Genomic DNA, 21,528 nt, shown 5'->3' on the forward strand with positions numbered 1-21,528 from the left:
CTCTACCTTTCGGACGGCCGCGCCCGGTCGCCCCGCCGCGGCGGGGTGGGTGGTGCGCGGCGGGATCAGGAGGCGGGGTGCTCGGCGGCGGCCCGGCGCAGGGCGGCCGGGTCGCGCAGGGTCTTGCCGGTCGTGGTGCGCGGGAGCCCGGGCAGCACGTGCAGCCGCCGGGGGCGCTTGTAGGGTGCCAACTCCCTTACGAGCGAAGCCTGGACGATGTCGACGGTGGTTCCTTCGAGCGCCAGGTAGGCGTCGATGCCCCCGTCGTGGACGACCACCGCCTCGGTCACTCCGGGCAGCGCCGTCACCGTGCGTTCGACCTCGGTGAGGTCGACCTTGAGACCGCCGATCGAGATCTGCGAGTCGAGTCGGCCCAGCAGGGTCAGCAGGCCGCTGTCCCGGTCCACGGTGGCAGCGTCCCTGGTGTGCAGCCAGCCGTCCGCCCAGCGCGTCGGATCGCTGCTGCCGAGGTAGGGGGAGGCGGCCGCCGCGATCAGCAGCTCGCCGTCCTGGACCCGCACCCGCATACCGTCCGCCGGTTCGACCGAGGGGTGGTGACGGCCGGTCAGATCCGTGGCGATCATACCGAGCTCGGTCATCCCGAACATGGTCCCCAGCGGGACGCCGTAGCGCTCCGTGAACACGGCCGGCAGTCCCGGTCGGACCAGCTCGCCCGCCACGATCATCCGGGTCAGCTGCGGGAAGCGGCGCGCATCGCTCTGGGCGGCCAGCAGTTCGGCGTGGAAGGGGACGCCGAGCACCGTGGTCGGCAGTTCGTCCACCGCCACCGCGTCCAGGATCCCGACGCCGGTCAGCCGCTCGGGGAAGTCCAGTCGGGCACCCGCGTGCAGGCTCTGCAGCAGGCCGCCCACCAGGCCCAGCACATGCACGACGGAGGCGAGCAGCACGATCCTCGCGCCGCGGGCCGGGTAGTCGGCCAGCCCGTCGTAGCGGGCCAGTTCGCGCACCAGGTCCTGCGGGGTGCGGGCGATCACCTTGCTCGGGCCGGTCGAGCCGGAGCTCAGCTGGACCAGGCAGTGGTCGCTCTGCGCCGGGCGGCCGCCCGGCCTTCGGGCGAGGACCGCCTCGACCTCGCTGTAGCCGCGCAGCGCGGCGCCGCCGGTCCGCTCGGCCGTCACCACGAACTGGGGGTCCAGCCGGTCCAGCGCCCGGTCGACCTCGGCCTGCGTCAGCCGGTGGTCGAGCAGACTCACCTGGGCGCCGGACTGCCAGGCGGCCAGCAGCACGGCGATGTACGTCAACGAGGGTGGCAGCCGCAGGACCACCGTGCCGCCGGACACCAGTCCCGCCACAGAGAAACGTTTTTTCTGCTCAGCGACCAGGTCGAGCAGTGCTCCCCGGGTCACGGTGCGGCCCAGCCGCAGACACGGTTCGTCTGCCGGACCGACGAGCAGGTAGTGGTCGACCCAGCCGTCGTGCGGCGGGACCCTCGATGGGTGGGGCGTGGCGGAACCTAACATCGCGTCTCCCGGATAAGGGGGCGATCGGCAGGCGCGAAGCCGGTTTTGGCTTTCTCGCGCCGTAAAATTCCCACACCCGACCGGGCTGGTCAAGGCTCCCTGTGAGGAGGATCTGCGCCGTCGGGGCACGCGGTGAAGGCCCGCACAGAGTGAAGGCCACAGGGACGGGCGCCGTGATCTGGGACCTGTTTTCCGGACGTGACTATTGGGTAGCACTGCACCGGATGGGGGCCTCGGGACCCTTGGGGTCAGGCACCAGCAAAGAAGTCGGCGGGCCTCCGGATCCCGCAATCGACCTGATTCACCCTCACATCGCGGCACGAAAGCCGCAGTTGACGCTTCTCACCGCCGCCCGGACAGAAGGGGTCCAATGGTGTCCGGAACACCCGTAGTCGCACGAGCGCCCCAACTCCTCGCACTCTGCGCAGGCGCTCGCAGAGGTCCGACGATCCCCGGACCGCATCCTGCCGGCTGTCCACCGACCGACATTTCGATATACAACGGCCTTGCAAATATCGGCGTTTGAGTATCGATCACAGAAGGGAACACACCTCCCATGTCCATAGCCCTCACTCCCGGCGAAGTCGCCGACCCCTACTGCCTGCGTGACGGAGAGGCGGCCGCCGTACTCGCCGGGCACCCCTGGCAGCGCTTCGCGGTGCTCGGCGACAGCATCGCCGAGGGCCTGGGCGAGCCCAGCCCCGGCTACCCGGACGAGCCCTGGGTCGACCGGATCGCCGCCGAGCTCGCCGAGCTGCGCCCCGGCTTCGCGTTCCACAACTTCGGCCGCCGCAACACCCCCTCGGAGCAGGTCCGGGCCGAACAGCTCGACGAGGCCCGGGCGTTCGCCCCCGACCTGGCCCTGGTCGCCTGCGGCGGCTTCAACCTCCTCAGCCGCTCCTACGACGCCGACGCCGTCGAGGCGGACCTGCAGGCCATCGTCGAAGGACTGCAGGCCGGCGGGGCCGTGGTGATCACGGTGAGCATGTTCGACGGCTCCTACTCCCCCGCCGTGCCCGAGGAGTACCGCCCCGCGATGCGCGCCCGACTGCACGATCTGGCGGAGCGCACCCAGCGGCTGGCGGGTCGACTGGGCACCGTCCAGGTGAACCTGATCGGCCATCCGGCCTCGCAGGAGGCGGACCTCTACAGCGCGGACGGGCGGCACGGCACCCGGCGCTCGCACGCCATCGCCGCCGCCGAGACCGTCCGCAGCCTCGGCGCGCGGGTGCGCAGGGACCAGCCGTGACGCAGCCCGCTCCGACGGGCGACGGGCAACCCGGGATCGCCGAACGGGCCGCGCTGTTCGGCGTACTGACCGGCGGCTGGATCGCCCAGGCCTGCTACGCGATCACCAAGCTCGGCATCCCCGACCTGCTGGCCGACGGCCCGCGCACCGTGGACGACCTCGCCGCCGCCTGCGACGCCGACCCCCGCGCCCTGCACCGCACCCTGCGCGCGCTCACCGCGAGCGGCCTGCTGCTGCGCAGCGCCCCGCGCAGCTTCGCCCTCACCGCCACCACCCGGCTGCTCTGCTCGGACTACCGGCGCTCCAGCCGCGCCACCGCGCTGATGTTCGGCGAGGAGGTGCACGGCGCCTTCGGCGAGATCATGCACACCCTGCGCACCGGGCAGCCGGCCTTCGAGCACCTCCACGACGTCCCTTTCTACGACTACCTCGGCGAGCACCCGGAGGCCGCCACCACCTTCCACGCCGCGATGGGCGCCGCCGCCGTCCCGGCCGCCCTCGCCGCCTGCGACCTGGCCGGGCTGCGGACCGTCGTCGACATCGGCGGCGGCGAGGGCGGCCTGCTGGCCAAGGTGCTGGCCCGCCACCGCACGGCACACGGCACCCTGGTGGAACTCCCGGAGTCCATCGACCTGGCCCGCGCCCGCCTCACCGAGGCCGGGCTGGCGGACCGCGTCGACCTGGTCGCAGGCAGCTTCTTCGACGAGAGGACCGTCCCGGCCAGCGCCGACCTCTACACGCTCTCGCGCGTCCTGCACAACTGGGACGACCCGAGCGCGGTGGCAATCCTGCACCGGGTCCGCCAGGCGGTGCCACCGGACGGCCGGCTGCTGCTGTTCGAGTACCTGGAGGACCACGAGGAGCCGGCCACCGCCCGTCCTGGCCCCTTCGCCGCACAGGCCAAGCTGATCGACCTGCTGATGCTGGTGATGGTCGACGGCCACGACCGCACCCTCGACCAGTACCGCGACCTGCTGACCGAGGCCGGCTTCGCGATCCGCTCCGTCGTCGCCGCCCCCTCGCACGCCTCCCGCAGCGAGAGCGCGATCGAGGCGGTGCCGGTGTAGCGCGGGCTACGGCCGGAGGGCCAGGTCGCGCCGGTACCAGGTGCCCGACTTGCCGCCGAGGTCGGCCGGGTCCGCCGGGCCGACCGGGGCGAACCCGGCCTTGGTCAGCACCTTCCGGGAGGCGGCATTGGCGTGGGCGGCGGCTGCCCGCAGGGTGCGCAGCCCATGCCGCGCCGCCGCCAACCGGCACAGCTCCCGCACGGTCGCGGTCGCCACGCCGTGGCCGGCGACGTGCTGCGCGACCCGGTAGCCGAGGTCGGCGGAGCCGTCCTCGAAGTCGTACAGGTTGAACCGGCCCAGAACCGAGCCGTCCTCGGCGAGCAGCACGTAGTAGGCGCAGCTGCCGGCCTCCTGCTCGGCCAGCAGGGCGCGGTGCCGGTCGGCGAACCGGTCGTAGAACTCGTCTCCTCGGTCGGAGACCGAGGCAGCGAAGTAGGCGCGGTTCGCCAGCTCGAAGGCCAGGACCGCCGGGGCATGGCCGGCGTCCAGCCGCTGCAACTCGGGCACCTGCGCGACTCTATCCGGACGGCGCGCCGAGGCCACGTGATTTTCCACCGGCGGCAGCCGGGCTCCGTGGCCGAGGGACTCGGCGGCCACGGCGGCGGCCTACGCGGCGCGGGCGAACTCGGGGGTGGTGCGCACCACCTGGCGCAGGAACTCGGCCCGCCGGATGACGTCGCCCGGTGCTCTAGCCCGCGCCGGGCGGCCAGCTCCCCCGGAGCGTCCGACCGCCCTGGGGGATGTCCCGCCGCCGGAGAGGCAGCGAGCCGCTGTTGCGGGGCCGTCTCCTCACACCGAGATCCCTCGGTGAGTCGTCCACTCCTCGGCCGACCGTGCCATCGCGCCGAACCACTCGGCCTCGGGCGACCGCTCGAAGAACCTACGGAGCATGTACACGTACGCAGTAGCGAACGCGTCCACGGACTTCGGATCCGCATTCGCCCATGCAGGGCAGTGAGCCGCCCAGCCCTCGGCAGACTCAGGCGAGTGTCCGGACGAGATGAGTTGCAGGACGAGGCAGGCCGGGTCGATGAACGCCGCCCCGCGCGTCGGCCACGCCCAGTCCACAACCCAGTTGACCCGCTCGCCGATCAGTAGGTTGTCCTCGTTGATGTCGGTGTACAGCAGCGTGTCGCCCCGGAACAGTTCGGCTTCTGCCTCGTTCTGGGCGAAGCGGTCCCACCGGGTCTCCGTCCAGTCTGCGGCGATTCCCGGGAGTTCCAGCCGGCCGACGCGGTTGACCAGTTCAACGATCACGGGGAGGTCCGCCGACCCCGGCGTGAAATCGGCGAACCTTCCCTTGATCACCTCGAAGCCGAGGACTGCCCACGCGTCCTCGTCCGAGTGCCACAGCAGTTCCGGGGAGAGCGGACGGACGAACGGGTTGATCAGCTGTTCCCGGACCAGGGAGTCGAGGCGTCCGCCCGGTTGGTTGCGTACGGCCTTGACGAAGAACGGCCCCTTCTCGCACTCGACCAGGGCAGTGAGGTCGGACATGGAGCCTCGTTCGGTGCGCTGGACGTCGGTCACGTCGCCGGTGTGAGGGTGGATCTGTGCCCAGAATTCCGGGCCGGGAAGGCTGTCGCTCACGTTCGCTACCTCTTCGGGCCGCAGGTGCTCGGCGGGGTGCCGGGGCCGCATTCCGTGTTGTCGTCGGGTCCGCAGGCGCTTTTGGGGCCGCAGTAACTGTCGGGGCCGCAGGGGGCGTTGTCGGGGCCGCACTTCTTGCCCCAGCCGGTCGCCGTCTGGATGGCCGCCACGGCGTCGTGCATGGCCGTGCCGTCGATGATAGAGGCGAGGGGGTCATCCCTGACGTTACCGACACCGATGAACCCCGACATGACGCACGGGGACACCTTCCCCGTGGGGTCGATGGCAGCATGTACGCCGCACTGCCCGCACAGCTCGCTCATGTCCGGCTCGTGGCCCTGCGACCCACGCCCGAACTGTCGTACGCGGTCGACGCGGATGCGGGTCACGCCCAGCGCCGCCAGGTCAGCCCTCGCGGCTTCTCCGTCGTCCGCATCATCCGTGATGATGCCGACCCGCAGGGACACCCCAAGGCTCATGGCCTTCTCGATGTTGGCCCGGGTCTTGCGGTGGCTCGCCCGGCCTGTCACGGCGTCGTGCTTCCCGGCCCGCGACGAGTAGTACGACGTGGCGAGGCTGAGTCCGGCACGCTGGTACAGCTCCCAGTGCTCCGGGGAAGCGTGGACCAGGTTCGAGAACACCTCGACCTCCAGGCCCAACCCCAACGCGTGGTCGGCCAGCTCGCGGAAGTCCGGGTGCATGGTCGGCTCGCCGCCGATGAACTGGACCGTGGCAACGCCGAATGCGGCGGCCTGGTCGAGCGCCCGCGTCCAGTCCTCGCGGGTCATGGTGCCGTGGGTGCCTTCCGGGCCGGACTCGTTGTAGCAGTGAGTGCAGCCAAGCTGGCACTTGCGCGTCAGGTCGAACGACACCGACCGCGTACGGGTTGCCTCGTCCTGACCCGGCTCTATGGTCGTGGTCACGGTCACGTTCCCTTCGTTGGATCGTGCGTGGCCCGTTGGGCGATGCGCCCAACGGGAGGTAGGGCCCCGGCGGGATCGCCCGCCGGGAGTTGGTGCCCGCCCCGGTCCACGGTGGAGAGCCGCGTGGCCGGGGCGGGAGTCTTGGGGAGCCCCGGCCATTCGCCACGGGGGAGGCGGACAGCCGGGGCCGATCAGCGGGTGCGGACGTGCGGACGGGAGGCCTCCGCCTCCATCGGCAAGACGACTTCCGCGTGGGACATCGGGCACTCGGCACCCAACGGGTTCTCGTGCGGCGCCACGTGCCGCCGCGTCACTGCCACCCTCCGAGCGCACCAGGAGTCGGGGCAGCGGATGCCAGTGATGTGTATGACCACGTCGGCGGAGCCGGTCGCCTCGAGTCGCTGGATGTTCACCCGCGTGCTGCCCGGTGCGGACCCTCGCGGGCGGATGGTGACCCCCGCCTCCTTGAGCATCGCCTGCACTGTCCCGGGCGACACGCTCAGCTTGGACGCGATCCGGCGTATCGACGTGGGGAGGGCGTAGAGCCGTACTGCCTCGGTCTTGCTCGCGTCCCAAATCGCCTGCGGGATAAGGCGCTTGTCCGGGTCTCTCATACCTGCTGTCCCCTCCGCGCGTACTCCGGGTAGTTGAGTACGGCCACGTCGGGTTGAGCGGCGTAGTCCGCAGCCATCTGGAGACGTCGCTTCAAGCAGGGCCCGCACCCGGAGACGGGGGCCGTGCCACCCGGCGTGTGGATCGGGCCGAGGTATCGGACCGGCAGCCATTCGAGGCAGAACCAACAGAAGTTCGTGCCCCAGAGTCGGGCATCCTCCTCGGCCACGCTTCGCGCCGGCAACCCGAGATCGAGGGAGATCATCCGTCCTCCCACTGCACCGGGCTGATCTCCCGGGACGCGGCGAGCAGTTTGAGCGCCTCCGTGATCGTCTCCAGGACGGGGACGGACACAGTGCCGAGGCGAACACGTTCCTCCCCGAAGGGATCGACCATGACAGCGGGGGTCGCCCCGTCCAAGCGCAGGAGATGCATCTGCGTCATGAAGTCCAGGCGGGCCACGTAGGTCCGATCGGCGCGCGGTCCCTTCACGGCCGGGGCTTCGTCGCTGTACTCGGTCTGATCGTCCACGGCCCGTGCTCCTTGCTCGATCTTCATGACGCCTTCCGGCCTGCAACAGGCCGGACGCAGCGCGGGCACTCGCAAGGGGGGTACACCTGTGAGGACCGTGGGCCGTCCCCGCTGACGATCGTTTCCGGCCGGAGCTGGCGTCTCGCCCCGGTCGCGGCGTTGACTGTGTAGACGCTCATTTGCATGCCTTCACCAACCATCGCTCGCGCCTCCTTCCCGACGACCTCGGGCATCTGGCGCTGTCCGTGGCCTGTTCGTTTGTATCCCCAGGATCGGCGCGCGAGCGTATTCTCGATAGGCGATTGGGCGTCACGGATCTTCCGTGACAAGCGGATTGGGGTACACGTGAGCGATTCCGAGACCATCGAGGCCACGACCCCGCCGACAGCCGCGAGTCAGTTCGGGCAGGAGGTAGCGCTGTGGCGCGATCACATGGGGATGACCCAACAGCAGCTTGCCGAGGCAACGGACTACACCCGCTCCTACGTGGCAATGGTTGAGACCGGGGAACGTCTCGGCTCCGATCAGTTCGCGAAGAACTGCGACGGCGTGTTCAACACCCCCGAGTCGTTCACACGCTTGAGGGAGCGCCTGTCCCGCGCCGTCCTGCCGCCATGGTTCGAGCCGTACGCCCAGTTGGAGCGGGAGGCACGGATTATCCGGTCCTTCCAGAGTCAGGTGATGCCGGGCTACCTCCAGACCGAGGATTACGCACGGGCGATGCTCGCCGCCGTCCGACCGGAGAACCTTGAGGATCTGGTCAGCGGTCGGATGGCTCGCCGCCGGGTGCTTGAACGTGACGACCGGCCGCATGTATGGCTGATCCTCGATGAGTTGGTACTGCGGCGGACAATCGGCGGACCGGCCGTGATGGCTGCTCAGCTCCAAGAGCTGCTTGAGGCGATGGAGCATCCGCGCACAGTCGTTCAGGTGGTTCCCGAGGACCAGGCGTCGCACGCCGGGCTCGCCGGGCCGTTCACACTGCTCGACCTTGCCGGGGGTGAACAAGTCCTTTGGGTTGACGGGCACTCGCAGGGCAGGATGGGTTACGACAGCGCGGAAACGGCAGCGGCAGTCCACTCCTATGATCTGCTGCGGGCGGTCGCAGAGTCACCCGAGAAGTCCGCCGAGATTGTCTGCACATACCTGGAAAGGCTGAAGTAATGCACAGCGCGATCGAGCTGAACAACGTCAAGTGGCGCAAGTCCACGTACAGCACCAACGGCGGAGATTGCATCGAGCTGGGCGAGGGTATGCCCGGCGTCGCTCCCATCCGTGACTCGAAGGACCCGAGCGGCCCCGCCCTGCTCTTCCCCGCTGCCGCCTTCGCGGCCTTCGTGGGTGCCGTCAAGGCCGGGGAGTTCCCTTCCGTCTGAACTCCCCGCAGCCCCCTTGAGCCCCCTCAGGGCCGACCGTTCGCCCTGAGGGGCTCTCGTGTGCCCCCTCAGACCCGCGCCGCGCCGACCCTCCCCACAAGGCACTCAAGCGCCCGCTGACTCAGAAGAGCAGGAGCCCAACGAGAGTCGATGACAGCGCTGGGGCGCGGTCACTACCACCGTCGGTGGATTGCCGGAGCGGGACCGCCGCGACGGAGTCGTTGGGGAGTGCCGTGCACTGCCCGCGATCCCGAGCCACGGCGGCGGCCTACGCGGCGCGGGCGAACTCGGGGGTGGTGCGGGCCACCTGGCGCAGGAACTCGGCGTTGTCGGCCGTGTGCTTCAACCGCTCCAGCAGCAGCTCGACCGCCTGCTGCGGCGACTGCGCCTGCAGCGCACGGCGGAGCCGGCGAACAGCGTCCAACTCCTCGGGTGAGCAGAGGATCTCCTCCCGGCGGGTGCCGGAGGGGGCGGCGCTGATGGCGGGGAAGACCCGGTGCGCGGCGAGGGTGCGGTCGAGGCGCAGCTCCATGTTCCCGGTGCTCTTCAGTTCCTCGAAGTAGTAGTCGTCGGCGCGGGAGCCGGTGTCCACGAGCGCGGTGGCGATGATGGTCAGCGAGCCGCCGCCCTCGATGTTGCGGGCGGCACCGAAGAGCTGCTTGGGTGCCAGCAGCGCGCCGGCGTCGACGCCGCCGCTGAGGGTGCGGCCGCTGCCCGCGGTGGCGGTCGTGTTGTGGGCGCGACACAGGCGGGTGAGGGAGTCGAGCAGCAGGACGACGTCCTGACCCGACTCGACCAGTCGCTTGGCACGGGCGATGGCGAGGGCCGCGAGAGCGGTGTGGTCCTTGGCGGGGCGGTCGAAGGTGGAGGAGAGCACCTCGCCCTGGACCGACCGGGTCATGTCGGTGACCTCCTCGGGGCGCTCGTCGAGCAGGAGCACCATCAGGTGGCACTCCGGATGGTTGCGGGAGACCGCATCGGCGATGGCCTGCAGGATGAGGGTCTTCCCGGTTTTGGGCGGGGCGACGATCAGCCCCCGCTGACCCTTTCCGACAGGGGCGAGCAGGTCGATCATGCGGGTGGTGAGCCGGCCCGGGTCGGTCTCCAGGCGCAGCCGCTCCTGCGGGTGGATCGGGGTGAGGTCGGCGAAGTGCGGCCGCCCGGCGAGGGCGTCGGGCGCCAGCCCGTTGACGCGCACGACGCGGTCCCCGGCCAGTTCGACGAGGTCGCCGCGGCGCAGTCCGTGGCGCCGGACCTGCTGCGGCGTGAGCCGCAGGTCGTCGGCGCCGGGCAGGTAGCCGTGGGCGCGCAGCATGGTGTTGTTGCCGACCTGGTCGAGGACACCGCTGACGGTGGCCTCCCGGGCGGAGCGGGGTTCGGTTTCGGGCGAGGTCGAGGTCGAGGTTTCGAGTTCGGTGTTCATGGTGGCTCCTTCTGAGAGCAGGTGTGAAAGCAGGGGTGGGGAGCACGCGGGCAGGCGGGGCTTGGCCTCGCGGGGCCTGGCGGCACGGCGCGGCGCGGCGCGGCGCGGTATGGCGCGGTATGGCGCGGCGCGGTATGGCGCGGCGCGGTATGGCGCGGCGCAGGGCGGCACGGCGCGGCGATGGAGAACGCCGGAGGCTGCTGCGTGACGGGTGTGGCACGGAACTGCGGGCTGCGCCTGGTCGCCGGTCGCGAAAGGACGGGCTGCGTCAGGGGGAGCCGGTGGTGCGGAACACACGGGTGGCCGACAGAGCGGCGTTGTCACGTGCTGGAGCTACCGTAGCACCGAGTGGCCATCCCCCGGCAACCCCTTCAGCGGAACCGGTGCTCCTGAACCGTCCAACACCCGGGTGGCGGGATCTGTTCCCGGCCTCTTTCCCAAGCGTCTGCTCCGGGCTCGACGGGCGGGACACCCCGGCTCGGGGTGACGAAATTCGACTGGTGATCAGATTCCTTTCTTCGCAGGTGTGGTGGCCTCAGCTCCGCTGAGCTGCGGACGGCCGGAGACCGGACTTGGCCCTTCCGAATGTGCCACGAGATTGGATAGATCGTCCTCTTGTCAGTGGGGTGTCAGGTGCGCTGGAATGCGTGGGCTTGTCGGGAAGGGTGTTCCGAGGGATGACGCACGTCTCGCAAGTGCCGAACGCATCTCGGGCCGATCTTCCCCGACGCCATGATGGACGAAGGGAAATCGATGATCAGCTGGCACAGGGCCAGACTCGCAGCCGTCACCGTCACAGCCGCCTCCGTGGTCCTCGCGATGGGGACCAGCGCAAACGGAGCACCGACAGTCACCGCCGCCAAGTCCACGGCGGGCGGCGCGGCGGTGCCGGTGATCGTGATTCTGAAGGATCAGCTGACGGCGGTGCCGGCGGATGCCGCGCACCTCAGCGCCCGCAAGCAGCAGACCGCGGCGGCACAGCAGCCGCTGATCGCCATGGCCAAGGCCGCGGGCGCGACGCACATCAGCAGCTATGTGCTGGGCAACGCGTTCTCGGCCACGGTCAGCCCGGCGCTGGAGGCGGACCTGGCGGCCGACCCGGCGGTGGCCTCGGTGCTGCCGGACCTGCCGGTCCCGGTGGCTCCGACCACCACGCCGGCCCCGGTCGCCACCGGTGGCGGGACCAGTACGAAGGGGGCGACCGGCAGGAGCACGACCACGAAGGCCAAGCCCGGGACGACCCAGTACCCCAGCACCGTCTGCCCGTCGAACCCGGCCAAGCCGCTGCTGGAGCCCGAGGCGCTCTACTCCATGCACGTGGCGAGCACCCCCGGGTCGCCCGGCGCCTCGGCACTGGTGGACGGCTCCGGCGTCAAGGTCGGACTGATAGCCGACGGGCTCGACCCGAACAACCCCGACTTCATCCGCGCCAACGGCCAGCATGTCGTCACCGACTACCAGGACTTCTCCGGATCCGGCACCAGCGCCCCCACCGGAGGCGAGGAGGCCTTCGGTGACGCCTCGTCAATTGCTGCTCAGGGACGGGTCAGCTACGACCTGTCGAACTTCGTCAACCCCGCCTACCCGCTGCCGGCCGGCTGCAACATCCGGGTCCAGGGTGTCGCCCCCGGCGCGTCGCTGGTGGTGCTGAAGGCCGACGGAACGCTCTTCACGAACTCCTCAGTCCTGCAGGCCATCAACTACGCCGTGGTCACCGACCACGTGGACGTGCTCAACGAGTCGTTCGGGCAGAACGAGACCCCGGACAGCGGACTGGGCAACGCCCTTGAGGTGTTCAACGGCGAGGCGGTCGCCGCCGGCGTCACCGTCGTCGCGTCCTCCGGTGACGCGGGCGTCACCAGCACGATCGGCAACCCGGGCGCCGACCCCAACGTCATCTCGGTCGGCGCGTCCACCGACTCCCAGCTCTACGAGCAGACCGGCTACGCCCTCGGCCGGAACTCCAACGGCACCTGGGCCAACGACCAGATCTCGGCGCTGTCCTCGGGCGGCTACACCCAGACCGGCCGCACCGTCGACCTGGTCGCCCCGGGCGAGGCCAACTGGGCGCTGTGCTCGACCGATGTCGCCATGTACTCGGAGTGCACCAACTACAACGGCCAGCCGAGCCCGGTCATCGCGTTCGGCGGGACGAGTGAGTCCTCGCCGCTGACCGCGGGCGCGGCGGCGTTGGTCATCGAGGCCTACCGGAACACCCACAACGGCGCCTCCCCCGCACCGGCCCTGGTGAAGTCGCTGCTGGTGGGCACGGCGGAGGACCTCGGGGTACCCGCCTCCGAGCAGGGCGCGGGCCTGGTCGACGCCCGGGCGGCGGTCGAGGCCGCGGAGAGCTACCAGGGCGGCACCGGTACGGCGGCCGACCACAACGTCGCGGTGACGACCGGTCAGCTCGACATCACCGGCCACCCCGGCTCCCGCCACAGCGAGAGCGTCACCGTGGTCAACACCGGTCGCAAGCCGACGACGGTGAGCGCGACCACGCGCACCTTCGTCCCGTTCGGTGACAGCCAGCAGACCGTGCAACTCAACTCGACCACCGACCAGCCGTTCGTGTATCCGACGAACGGAGCGCCCTGGGTCGAGCACCAGGCCACCTTCACCGTCCCGGCCGGGGCCGACCGGCTGTCCGCGGCCATCGCCTGGCAGGGCGTCGCCCAGGCGAGCGGCGGCTCGTCCGTGACCCCGGTGGTCCGGATGACCCTGCTCGACCCGTCCGGCCGGTTCGAGACCAACACCAGGCCGCAGGGCGGCGCGGTCTCGGCCAACTACGGTGCCGTGGACGTGTCGCACCCGGTGGCGGGCACCTGGACGGCGATCCTCTACACCAACGCCGGAACCGACGGCTTCACCGGTCCGGTACTGCTGGACACCGCGACCCAGAAGGCGGTCACCGACGGAGCCGTCAGCCCCTCGTCGCAGACCCTGGCCCCCGGGCGGACCGGCGTGTTCCACGTCCGGCTGACCACCCCGGCGAGCAGCGGTGACAGCTCCGAGTCGGTCGACGTCTCGGCCTCCGACGGCCAGCAGCTCAGCGTCCCGGTCACCCTGCGGGCCCTGATTCCGCTCTCGCACAACACGGGCACCTTCAGCGGGACGCTCATCGGCGGCAACGCGCGCGCGGGCTCGCAGGCGCAGACCGCCACCTACTCCTTCGACGTCCCCAAGGGCAAGAAGGACCTGCAGGTCGGGCTGGCCCTCGGCCAGGACACCAATGTGGCAGTCCAGGGTGTGCTCATCAGCCCGGACAACACTCCGATCGACTCGGAGGGCAACTACCTGCTGAACGCGCAGGGCGTGCCCACCGGCACCGGGGCCACCCTCTCGACCACCGCGATCGACCCGGCCCCCGGCCGGTGGCGGTTCGTGGTCGAGGAGGTCAACCCGGTCAGCGGCGCCGAGCTGTCCCAGCAGTACACGGGCACGGTCGCCTTCGACCGGGACCTGGCCACCGCCAAGGGCCTTCCGACCGGGACCAGGACCCGCCTGGCCGCCGGCGCGCCGACCACGGTGAATGTGACCTACACCAACACCACCGGGGCCCAGCAGTGGATCGGCGTCGACGGCCGCCTCGACACCATGGCGCAGCTGCCGCTGGTGCCGTTCGGCCCGGCGACGGTGCCGCTGCCCCTCTCCTCGACGTTCCCGCCGAGCTTCCTGGTGCCGCCGGGCACGGTGGCGGTCCAGTCCACGGCCACCTCCACCACCCCCGCGCAGCTGGAGCTGGAGAACAGCACCGGCCTGCCGGACGTCTTCGGTGACCTCAACTCCGCGCTGAACGGCGGCACGGTGTCGGTCGCGAACTCGGCCGCCGCCCCCGGGCAGCAGTCGGCACCGGGCTTCTGGGCCACGGTCGTGCAACAGGTCGGCCCGTTCCCGGCCGGCGGCGCGGTCGCGGGCAGCACCACCGTCACGGCGTCGGCGCTCACCCAGGAGTTCGACCCGGCGGTCAGCTCCGGCGTGGGCGACCCGTTCGCCGCCGGTGTGAACGCCTCGGCGGCTCCGGCGGCCCCGGTGCTGGTCCAGCCGGGCGCCCGGGTCACCATCCCGGTGACCATCACGCCCAGCGGCGCGAAGGGCAGCCAGGTGCACGGCGTGCTGTACCTGGTGTCCGGAGCCAACGGAATCAGCGCGACGAACCAGTACGTCGTGTCGGTCTCCGGTGACGTGCTGGCGGCCCTGCCGTACAGCTACAGCATCGGCTGACCCGAGGGCGCACCGTTGAAGGACCTTGCGCGGGAAGGCGATCGCCTTCCCGCGCAAGGTCCTTTCGGACGCCGGGACGACCGGCGGGACGGCGCCCTCGGAGAGCTCCCGGCTCCCGGCCCCCGGCTGTCGGTACGGAGGGGCACGGCGACCCGGCTACGCCCTGCCGAGCGCCTTCGGCAGCAGCAACCGGGACCGCGGCGGGACCGGGCCGACGGCCACCGGTACCGGGCAGGGCACGGCCGAGGTGCGGCTGAGCAGGACCATCCCGGAAGCGTCGCGGCCCGGCGTGTTGTGGCAGGCCCAGTTGCCGGTGGCCCGGGCGGCGATCAGGGTCAGGCAGCGGCCGAGGCCGAGTTGGGCGTAGTAGTTCGGGTGGAAGGACTCCTGGGTCGTGCCCTGGAGGTAGTAGTAGTCGAGGAAGCGCGACCACTCGCTGGTGACCGCCGAGGGACCCTCGGTCCCGGTCGCCTGCCGGGTCGCGGTGGAGCACACCTCACGACCCTGCAGGACGTCGCGCAGATCCAGGAACTGCACGCCCCTGGCGGCGGCCACCGCGGCGAGGCGGTTGGAGATCTGCGGGACCAGCGAGTCGCGGGCCCAGTCCGAGTCCGCGTCCCAGAAGGGGCATCCTCCGGTCTCGATCCGGCTGATACCCCGCTCGGGGTAGCGGTTCTCGTTGCCACGGGGAATCGGCGACGGATAGGACTGCAGCACGATCCGGTAGTCGCGCGCCGAGTACCGGTCGGCGGCCATCACCGCCCTGATCTCGTCGATGGACTTGGCGACACCGGCCATGGCCGCCGCCATCCTCGCGTCGATCGCCTTCTGCTGAGTGGCGTAGCAGTAGGAGTCGTAGGCCACGTAGTCCTCGACGCAGGCCGTGATCACGTCACCGAAGCCGAGATCGTTGCCACCGATGGACAGGGCGATCACCTTGACCTGGTAGTGGGCGGCGACGACCGCGAGCTGGTCGGCCTGCGGGGCCTCGCCCTTGAAGGACTTACCGCCCTGCGAGGCGCGGAAGATGTTGGCTGTGGTCGCGCCGGAGCAGGCGAGGTTGATCTGCGCCTGGGCCACGGTCGGGGCGCTGCGCACCTCGGCGACGTCCGAGCGGTCGCATCCGTTGGCGTAGGTGCTGCCGTAGACGAGAGCGGGGTCGTAGCCGCTGCCGGTCCAGGCGCGGTCCGTGCCGTCCCGGCTGCCGCCGCTGTCGTCGCTGTTGCCCTTCCAGCGACCGGCCTCACCGGAGATGTAGCTGTCCCCCATCGAGACGACGGCGGTGGCCGGGACGGCGCCGGCCGTGGCGGCCGCGGGGACGGCCGTCGCGGCGCGGGCCTGGACGGCCGCGACGGGTGCCAGCGCGAGCGCCGCGCAGACCAGCAGTCCGATCCCCCGGGGACGGTGACGATGGATTCCGAGCACAGTACAGCTCCCGTGAACGAACGCGCGGAGGACGGCGGAGATCCGTGGACACTGTCCCGTCCGACGACGCCCCGAAGCTAACACCCACGCAGTCCGTGCCACCGTCACGGACAGGCGCCGTCGGCCGCTGCCGCCGAACTTTCAGCCGTTCGGCGGGATGGTCAGCAGCGCCCACGGATCAGTCCAGCTGGAGGCGGTCCAGCAGTCCGGCGGCGGCGAAAGCGGCTTCGAGTTCGGCGCGTCCCTCACTGAAGTGGGCCCAGCTGTCGAAGTGGACGGGCACGACCCGGCGGGCTTCCAGGATCGCGGCCGCCTCGGCTGCCTGGGCGCTGTCGAGGGTGAGCAGCGCACCGTCGAACAGTCCGGTGCGGGCCGCACCCGCGAACAGGACGGCGGTGTCGACGGGACCGGTGCGCTCGGCGATGGCCCTGACCAGGTCGAGTGAGGCGTTGTCACCGCTGACGTAGACCGTGGGCAGGTCGGCCGCGCTCAGTACGAAGCCGATGACGTCGCCGCTGACGGGCTCGCAGCCCTCGGGCCCGTGCTGGGCGGACAAGGCCCCCCGACATCGCACCCTCGTGACGGTCCGTCCCTTCTGACCAGCAAGTCAAGGACGTCCGAGCAGTTCGCAGACTGCGTCTGCCGGGATGCCGACTGTCCGGCACCCTTCATGGGTCGCGGGTTGAGCTGGCACACTCAGCTCATGATCGAACGACTGTTAATCAACCGAGCCCACGCAAGGCTCTGGTTAGGCGGCCAAATATCCCAGCTCGGTGACATGGTCTTCGACACGACAGTGTTGTTGTGGATCGTCACCGCTGTGGCCAAGGGCCAGAGTTGGGCACCGGAGGCCGGCTCCGGAGTGCTGATCGCCGAAGTGGTTCCGGTACTGGCGGTGAGCGCGTTCGCCGGCGTCTATGTCGACCGCTGGAACCCGAAACGCACCATGCTGGTGAGCGACGCCCTTCGTGGCCTGTTGATGAGCTCCCTCGTGCTGCTCGCCCTGCTACCCGAGGGGGCCGTCTCCAGAGCCGGGCAGCTGATCTGGATCTATGCCGTGGTGTTCCTGTGCAGCATCGTCTCCCGCTTCTTCCTGCCCGCTCGACTCGGCATCGTCACCGACCTCGTCGCCCCCGAATCGCTGGCCAAGGCGTCGAGCCTCTCAGGCGTCAGCAGTTCGATCGCGGGCCTGATCGGCCCGGTGCTCGCCGCCCCGCTGCTGTTCTCCGCCGGATTGCAGTGGGCCATGATCCTGAATGTGGCAAGCTTCGGCGGCTCCTTCCTGCTCATCGCGGCTGTTCCGTACCGACGTGCGGCCGACGCGGGATCGACCACCCCAGGGGGCGGGACCGCCCCGCAGGTGCGGCGCTCGGGCTTCCGCAGCGAGCTCACCGCCGGGCTCCGGGTGATCTGGCGCAGCCGGGTGCTCCGGGTGCTGGTGATCTGCGCCTTGATAGTGAATCTCGGAGCCGGGCTGCTCACGACCCTGAACGTCTTCTTCGTCCAGAACAACCTGCACACCGACACCAAGTACTACGGCGTACTCGCCACCTGCACCGCAGTCGGTGATCTCATCGGCGCCCTGCTGTCCGCGACCGTAGCCGCCCGACTCGGCGTCAACCGGGCCTTCACCTTCACCCTGGCCCTGTCCGGAGCGATCCTCCTCGTGTACGCCCGACAGTCCGAATTCGCCGTTGCCGCAGCCCTCTTCATCCTGATGTCGCTCCCCATCAGCGTTCTCAACGTGGCGATCACGCCGATCCTGATCGGTGCGACCCCCCGCGAGCTGCTCGGGCGCGTCGCGGGCGTCTTCCAACCGTTGACCCAGGTCACCAACTTGGCCGGCATGGCCCTGGCCGGTTACCTGGCCTCCACCCTCCTCCGTGGGTTCCACCATCGCATCGTCGGTGTCTGGATGGGGACCTACGACCTGATCTTCTCGGTCGCCGGCCTGCTGTTCATCCTCGGCGGGTTCGTCGCCTGGCGGGGCCTGCGCACCGGCTCGGTGTCGACGGAACCGGAGACCGGGGCTGGGACCGGGACCGGAGCACCGGAGACCGCTCCGGACAGCGTTCCCAACTGACCTGATGCGACCGCCGAACTGACCCGGCGGCCGTCCCCGCATGTCGGGACGGCCGCCGCTGTCGCGGGTCCTCCGGGGCCGCCGCGCCCGGCGAGCGGTTGCACAATCACAACCTACGGGCGGGGGGAGAAAATTCGGCAGGCCTGGCTGCAGCGCGCCGAACGCCCGCTCTCTCCGTGCCGCGGCTCCGGTGCCCCGTCAGCCCAGATCCACCTTGTAGATCAACCCCTGCGCGTTCGTCATGATGTTCAGCCGGTTCGGCACGTAGTCGAGGGAGACGGGGGTGTTCGGACCCACGACGCGGGCGTCTTGCTGGGGCAGCGCCGATGCGCTGATCTGGCCCGGCCCTACCGGCAGGCCGTTTGCGACGATGGTCTTGCCCACGAGCAGCCGCTGCCAGCAGTCGAGTGCCTTCTCCAACTGCGGCGACACCAGGTTCGAGGTGAGCGGGCAGGCCGGCGCTGACGAGCGGAGCCCGTCCGCCCGCGCCGCCTGCGCGTTCGGCGCAACGCCGACCAACAGGGCCGCGCTCACGCCGCAGGCGGCACACACCTGCAGAGCGCGCGACAGGAACTTCATGGGACGCGTCGGATGCATCAGGATGTCTCCCTCGATCAGGCGGATCGGGTCTTCGCCCGATCTCCGACCCACCAGACTCCAGGACAATGAGTAGCCGATCAACTTCGTTCAGTCATATTCATCCACTTGGTCAGACCCCGCGCCACGGCAGGGGGACCACGGCGCGCGTCTCCCGGCCGAGTTCCAGCGCGCGCAGCGGGACGGCGGCGACCACCGGCCGACAGGGCGAGTTGCGGGCAACGGCCGGTTCGCGAGGCGTCACCGGGCAACTTGACGCGCCGTCATCGGGAGCTGCCCCAGGGCGCAGCCGGGGCGGCGCGTTCACCAGGGTGCCGGCGGCTCCCCTGCCGTGCCGGACAACGGCCAGGACCCGCTCGTAGTAGATGGCGAGGCTGCTGTCCGGCGGGACAGCGGGTCGGCGGGACAGCGTCCACGGGGCCGAACACCGGGTGCGTCAGAGCTGTCTCGTGGTGAACAGGGTGGTCCCGTACACCGCGTCCACTTCCTTCCGCTCGGTCTCGGTGAACCCGACCTTGGCCAGCACACGGCGAGAAGCGGTGTTCCAGTCCCAGACCGTGGCCCACAGACGTTCGCAGCCAGATGATCTAGCCCATTCCAGAACCGCCAACGAGGCCTCGGTCGCATATCCCTGCCGCCACGCTCGGCGCAGCAGCTCGAATGCCAGTTCCGGTTCCCCCGTCGGTCCTCGCCCGCTGTCGACCAGCCCGCAGTAGCCGATGACGTCGCCGGAGGCCTTCCGCTCGACCGCCAGCAACCCGGTCGACCACAGCTGGTTGGTGCGGATCGAATCCTCCAGCTCCGCGACCGTGGGGTGTCCGTCCGCGTCGATTCGGCGGTGCGGCGGCACGCGTGGATCACGTTCGGTCCACAGCTCACGCTGGACGGCAGCCTCGGCTACCCGCCAAGGCCTCAGCAGCAGGCGGCTCGTCTCGATTACAACTTCGCTGCCCGGACTCGCGCCACCTGTCATGACGGCAACCATCTCACGCGCGAACGCGCTGCCACGTCCCGGGGCGCGCGGTCGGTCCTGCCCCGACGCCATCCAACCGGAGACCGGGCAGGGGTGGACCGGTGCGGCTTCCGCATCCCCCGTCGGGCGCCTGGGTGATGCGCCCTGGGGCTGGGTTCAGCTCCCAGGAGGAGAGGCTCTCGTCGGAGCGGGCGGGCCACAGCGCCAGGTGCCGCTTCCCGGCACGTTTGTGGCGAGCGTCACCTCGGCGTCCCGACCCAGGCTCTGCCGCCGCAGTCGCCGCCGCCGCCGTTCCGCCAGGTCCTCCGGGCTACGCCCGGACACCGCCGCCGGGGCCGCGCAGCGACTGCGCTTCCAGGCCGGTGACGGTGACGCGGGCGGCGATGGACACCGGCTCGGGCGGCGTCGCGGGGGTGTCCCCGGTGTCGCCCTCGTTCCGTGGTGCGGTTCGGCCCCCATGGCACCGGGACAGCGGGCCGCAGCCGGGCCCGCCCTTGTGCCGGTACCGCTGACCGGTGCTGGTGCCGGTGCCGGTGACCAGCACCGGCGCCGGTCAGCGGCGGCCGCCAGCGCGCCGGTCAGCGGCGGCCGCCGGCGCGGCGGTCGTCGGCCAGGGAGGTCAGCGGACCGTACTCGTGGGCGAGCTGCTGCCAGGTCAGCGTGTCGCCGCAGCGCGCCTCGTGGTCGGCGGGGGCGAAGCCCGGCATGGTCCAGGTCCCGGTGGCGGGGGCGCGCAGCCACAGGTCACCGTCGCCGTCGACCACGGTCTGCGGGGTGGGGTCGGGCTCGGCCTGGTCGGTGGGGGCCCAGGTGGCCCTCCCCGGGTGCGACGCGCGGCGCAGCTCGGTGGTGGCGACCTGTGCAGCGAGGTCGCGGGCTCCGCTCTCGACTGCCTCGACCGAGGCGAGACGGTAGGCGTCGGCGAGGTTGGGCAGGGCGGCGGGCTGGTTGCGCTTGGAGCTCAAAGGGGATCCTCCCGACCATTGAGGCGTCATGTCCGTTTTGACGCCTCGGATAGGGGGAGCTTATCCGGGTCCGGCAGCATGCCCGGAGCGGACGGAGCGGACGGAGCGCCCGCCGGGCCCGCCGGGCCGACCAGAACCGTCCCCAGCGCGGTCGACGGCGCCGGAAACCGGCCGCGCGACCCGCACCGACCCGACCACATCTTCTCGGCGCCGATGCCTTCCGCCGACCCGATTCTCCGATTGAGCCGACTCCACCGAACCGGCACGGCACTCCTTCCGGTGAGCCCCGGTCACGACCTCCGCGCGCCGGTGCCGGCCCTGCTCGGCAACAGGGTCGGCCCGGGTGCGGATCGCGGTCCGGCAAGGGCAGGCGGTGGGTGCGGGCCGGGTCCTGTCGCTACGCCTGGCGACGGCATCCGACGAGGAGGGTGGCGACCATCTTCTTGGCGTCGGCCTGGTCGTAGTCGGGGCCGGTGATGCAGAGGTTTCCGATGGCGCGCATGAGCGTGTAGGCGGTGATGCCGGGGCTGAGTTCGTCGGCGGCGGCGCAGGCGTCGAGCAGCGTTGCAAAGGCCGGGACCAGGGTGTCGAGCATCAGGGCGTGGAGGTTCTCCAGCCCTGGATCACCGGACCCCAGGGCGGCGCCGAGGCCGTGCTTGGTCACCAGGAACTCCACGAACGCGTCCGCCCAACGGGTCAGGGCGGTGAACGGGGAGGCCGATCCCTCCAGGAGCTGGGGGGCGAGTGCGGTGCAGGTGTCGATCTGGTGCCGGTAGACGGCGGTGACCAGGTCCGCCCGGGTCGGGAAGTTCCGGTAGATCGTGCCGACGCCGACGCCCGCGCGTTCGGCGATGTCGCGGATGGGGGCCTGGACGCCCTGGTCCACGAAGACCGCCGCCGCGGCCGCCAGCACGCCGCTGCGGGTGCGCTGCGCCTGGGCTTGGCGTACTCCGACCGGTTCCGGCACGGGATCCTCCTCTTGCTCGCGGAACAATGTTCCGCTAAATTG

The 21,528-nt window shown here is 70.8% G+C and carries 20 protein-coding genes and 1 pseudogene; 6 read left to right on the plus strand and 15 right to left on the minus strand.

Going from position 1 to position 21,528, the window contains the following annotated elements; genetic code table 11:
* Positions 1-65 precede the first annotated feature (65 nt).
* On the minus strand, positions 66-1,481 hold the full coding sequence (locus tag BS75_RS00730; protein WP_034086789.1) for a class I adenylate-forming enzyme family protein: 1,416 nt from the start codon (positions 1,479-1,481) through the stop codon (positions 66-68).
* A gap of 556 nt (positions 1,482-2,037) precedes the next feature.
* Here BS75_RS00730 and BS75_RS00735 point away from each other — a divergent pair.
* The gene (locus BS75_RS00735; protein WP_034086790.1) at positions 2,038-2,730 is read left to right on the plus strand and encodes an SGNH/GDSL hydrolase family protein; all 693 of its coding nucleotides are present in this window, start codon (positions 2,038-2,040) and stop codon (positions 2,728-2,730) included.
* Positions 2,727-3,797 (plus strand): methyltransferase, encoded by a 1,071-nt coding sequence (locus BS75_RS00740; protein ID WP_052069073.1) that lies wholly within the window; start codon positions 2,727-2,729, stop codon positions 3,795-3,797. The genes BS75_RS00735 and BS75_RS00740 overlap by 4 nt, the downstream gene beginning before the upstream one ends.
* Before the next feature lie 6 nt (positions 3,798-3,803).
* Here the strand turns inward: BS75_RS00740 and BS75_RS00745 are convergent, their stop codons facing one another.
* From BS75_RS00745 to BS75_RS00770, 5 genes are all read right to left on the minus strand, one after another.
* Positions 3,804-4,304, minus strand: coding sequence for a GNAT family N-acetyltransferase (locus tag BS75_RS00745; RefSeq protein ID WP_034086791.1), 501 nt, complete (start codon positions 4,302-4,304; stop codon positions 3,804-3,806).
* Positions 4,305-4,586: 282 nt separating this feature from the next.
* A complete protein-coding gene (locus BS75_RS00750) occupies positions 4,587-5,387 on the minus strand; it encodes a hypothetical protein (protein ID WP_034092143.1) in 801 nt (266 codons plus the stop codon).
* Positions 5,388-5,392: 5 nt separating this feature from the next.
* Positions 5,393-6,310, minus strand: a complete 918-nt coding sequence (locus BS75_RS00755; RefSeq protein WP_042438696.1) for a radical SAM protein — start codon at positions 6,308-6,310, stop codon at positions 5,393-5,395.
* Positions 6,311-6,501: 191 nt separating this feature from the next.
* Complete coding sequence (locus BS75_RS00760) at positions 6,502-6,924, minus strand: helix-turn-helix domain-containing protein (RefSeq protein WP_034086792.1); 423 nt, start codon at positions 6,922-6,924, stop codon at positions 6,502-6,504.
* Positions 6,925-7,183: 259 nt separating this feature from the next.
* Positions 7,184-7,453: a hypothetical protein gene (locus tag BS75_RS00770; RefSeq protein ID WP_034086794.1), complete on the minus strand. Its 270-nt coding sequence runs from the start codon at positions 7,451-7,453 to the stop codon at positions 7,184-7,186.
* A 345-nt stretch (positions 7,454-7,798) separates the two neighbouring features.
* On the opposite strand from BS75_RS00770, the gene BS75_RS00775 reads away from it, so the two are divergent.
* Both BS75_RS00775 and BS75_RS00780 read left to right on the plus strand, forming a co-directional pair.
* Complete coding sequence (locus tag BS75_RS00775; RefSeq protein WP_052069075.1) at positions 7,799-8,617, plus strand: helix-turn-helix domain-containing protein; 819 nt, start codon at positions 7,799-7,801, stop codon at positions 8,615-8,617.
* On the plus strand, positions 8,617-8,829 hold the full coding sequence (locus BS75_RS00780; protein ID WP_034086795.1) for a DUF397 domain-containing protein: 213 nt from the start codon (positions 8,617-8,619) through the stop codon (positions 8,827-8,829). Before BS75_RS00775 ends, BS75_RS00780 begins: the two co-directional genes overlap by 1 nt.
* Positions 8,830-9,097: 268 nt before the next feature.
* Here the strand turns inward: BS75_RS00780 and rho are convergent, their stop codons facing one another.
* Positions 9,098-10,252, minus strand: a complete 1,155-nt coding sequence (gene rho / locus BS75_RS00785) for a transcription termination factor Rho (RefSeq protein ID WP_034086796.1) — start codon at positions 10,250-10,252, stop codon at positions 9,098-9,100.
* A gap of 753 nt (positions 10,253-11,005) precedes the next feature.
* Between rho and BS75_RS00790 the strand changes: the two genes are divergently transcribed.
* Positions 11,006-14,476: a S8 family serine peptidase gene (locus tag BS75_RS00790; protein WP_034086797.1), complete on the plus strand. Its 3,471-nt coding sequence runs from the start codon at positions 11,006-11,008 to the stop codon at positions 14,474-14,476.
* A gap of 156 nt (positions 14,477-14,632) precedes the next feature.
* Here the strand turns inward: BS75_RS00790 and BS75_RS00795 are convergent, their stop codons facing one another.
* Complete coding sequence (locus BS75_RS00795) at positions 14,633-15,901, minus strand: GDSL-type esterase/lipase family protein (RefSeq protein ID WP_063771516.1); 1,269 nt, start codon at positions 15,899-15,901, stop codon at positions 14,633-14,635.
* A 178-nt stretch (positions 15,902-16,079) separates the two neighbouring features.
* Positions 16,080-16,460 (minus strand): annotated as a pseudogene (locus tag BS75_RS00800) (MBL fold metallo-hydrolase); the annotation flags it as partial.
* A 144-nt stretch (positions 16,461-16,604) separates the two neighbouring features.
* Here BS75_RS00800 and BS75_RS00805 point away from each other — a divergent pair.
* Positions 16,605-17,984, plus strand: a complete 1,380-nt coding sequence (locus BS75_RS00805) for an MFS transporter (protein WP_160312273.1) — start codon at positions 16,605-16,607, stop codon at positions 17,982-17,984.
* Positions 17,985-18,182: 198 nt separating this feature from the next.
* Here the strand turns inward: BS75_RS00805 and BS75_RS00810 are convergent, their stop codons facing one another.
* The 6 genes from BS75_RS00810 to BS75_RS00830 all read right to left on the minus strand — a co-directional run bounded on the left by BS75_RS00810 (position 18,183) and on the right by BS75_RS00830 (position 21,486).
* Positions 18,183-18,665, minus strand: a complete 483-nt coding sequence (locus BS75_RS00810; RefSeq protein ID WP_034086798.1) for a hypothetical protein — start codon at positions 18,663-18,665, stop codon at positions 18,183-18,185.
* A 28-nt stretch (positions 18,666-18,693) separates the two neighbouring features.
* The gene (locus BS75_RS51265; RefSeq protein ID WP_267970487.1) at positions 18,694-18,825 is read right to left on the minus strand and encodes a hypothetical protein; all 132 of its coding nucleotides are present in this window, start codon (positions 18,823-18,825) and stop codon (positions 18,694-18,696) included.
* Between the two features lie 192 nt (positions 18,826-19,017).
* Positions 19,018-19,554 (minus strand): GNAT family N-acetyltransferase, encoded by a 537-nt coding sequence (locus BS75_RS00815; protein ID WP_034092149.1) that lies wholly within the window; start codon positions 19,552-19,554, stop codon positions 19,018-19,020.
* Between the two features lie 310 nt (positions 19,555-19,864).
* Complete coding sequence (locus BS75_RS00820) at positions 19,865-20,098, minus strand: hypothetical protein (protein ID WP_034086799.1); 234 nt, start codon at positions 20,096-20,098, stop codon at positions 19,865-19,867.
* 34 nt (positions 20,099-20,132) lie between these two features.
* Positions 20,133-20,519, minus strand: a complete 387-nt coding sequence (locus BS75_RS00825) for a hypothetical protein (protein WP_034086800.1) — start codon at positions 20,517-20,519, stop codon at positions 20,133-20,135.
* Positions 20,520-20,916: 397 nt separating this feature from the next.
* The gene (locus tag BS75_RS00830; protein WP_034086801.1) at positions 20,917-21,486 is read right to left on the minus strand and encodes a TetR/AcrR family transcriptional regulator; all 570 of its coding nucleotides are present in this window, start codon (positions 21,484-21,486) and stop codon (positions 20,917-20,919) included.
* Positions 21,487-21,528 lie beyond the last annotated feature (42 nt).

The sequence above is a fragment of the Streptacidiphilus albus JL83 genome (genome assembly GCF_000744705.1).
GTDB classification, from domain to species: Bacteria; Actinomycetota; Actinomycetes; order Streptomycetales; family Streptomycetaceae; genus Streptacidiphilus; species Streptacidiphilus albus.

What these genes read in the sequence shown, in the direction of transcription:
- BS75_RS00730 (WP_034086789.1), bottom strand. Translation starts at nt 1,481, where the DNA reads ATGTTAGGTTCCGCCACGCCCCACCCATCGAGGGTCCCGCCGCACGAC.
- BS75_RS00735 (WP_034086790.1), top strand. Translation starts at nt 2,038, where the DNA reads ATGTCCATAGCCCTCACTCCCGGCGAAGTCGCCGACCCCTACTGCCTG.
- BS75_RS00760 (WP_034086792.1), bottom strand. Translation starts at nt 6,924, where the DNA reads ATGAGAGACCCGGACAAGCGCCTTATCCCGCAGGCGATTTGGGACGCG.
- BS75_RS00780 (WP_034086795.1), top strand. Translation starts at nt 8,617, where the DNA reads ATGCACAGCGCGATCGAGCTGAACAACGTCAAGTGGCGCAAGTCCACG.
- rho (WP_034086796.1), bottom strand. Translation starts at nt 10,252, where the DNA reads ATGAACACCGAACTCGAAACCTCGACCTCGACCTCGCCCGAAACCGAA.
- BS75_RS00790 (WP_034086797.1), top strand. Translation starts at nt 11,006, where the DNA reads ATGATCAGCTGGCACAGGGCCAGACTCGCAGCCGTCACCGTCACAGCC.
- BS75_RS00805 (WP_160312273.1), top strand. Translation starts at nt 16,605, where the DNA reads ATGATCGAACGACTGTTAATCAACCGAGCCCACGCAAGGCTCTGGTTA.
- BS75_RS00815 (WP_034092149.1), bottom strand. Translation starts at nt 19,554, where the DNA reads ATGACAGGTGGCGCGAGTCCGGGCAGCGAAGTTGTAATCGAGACGAGC.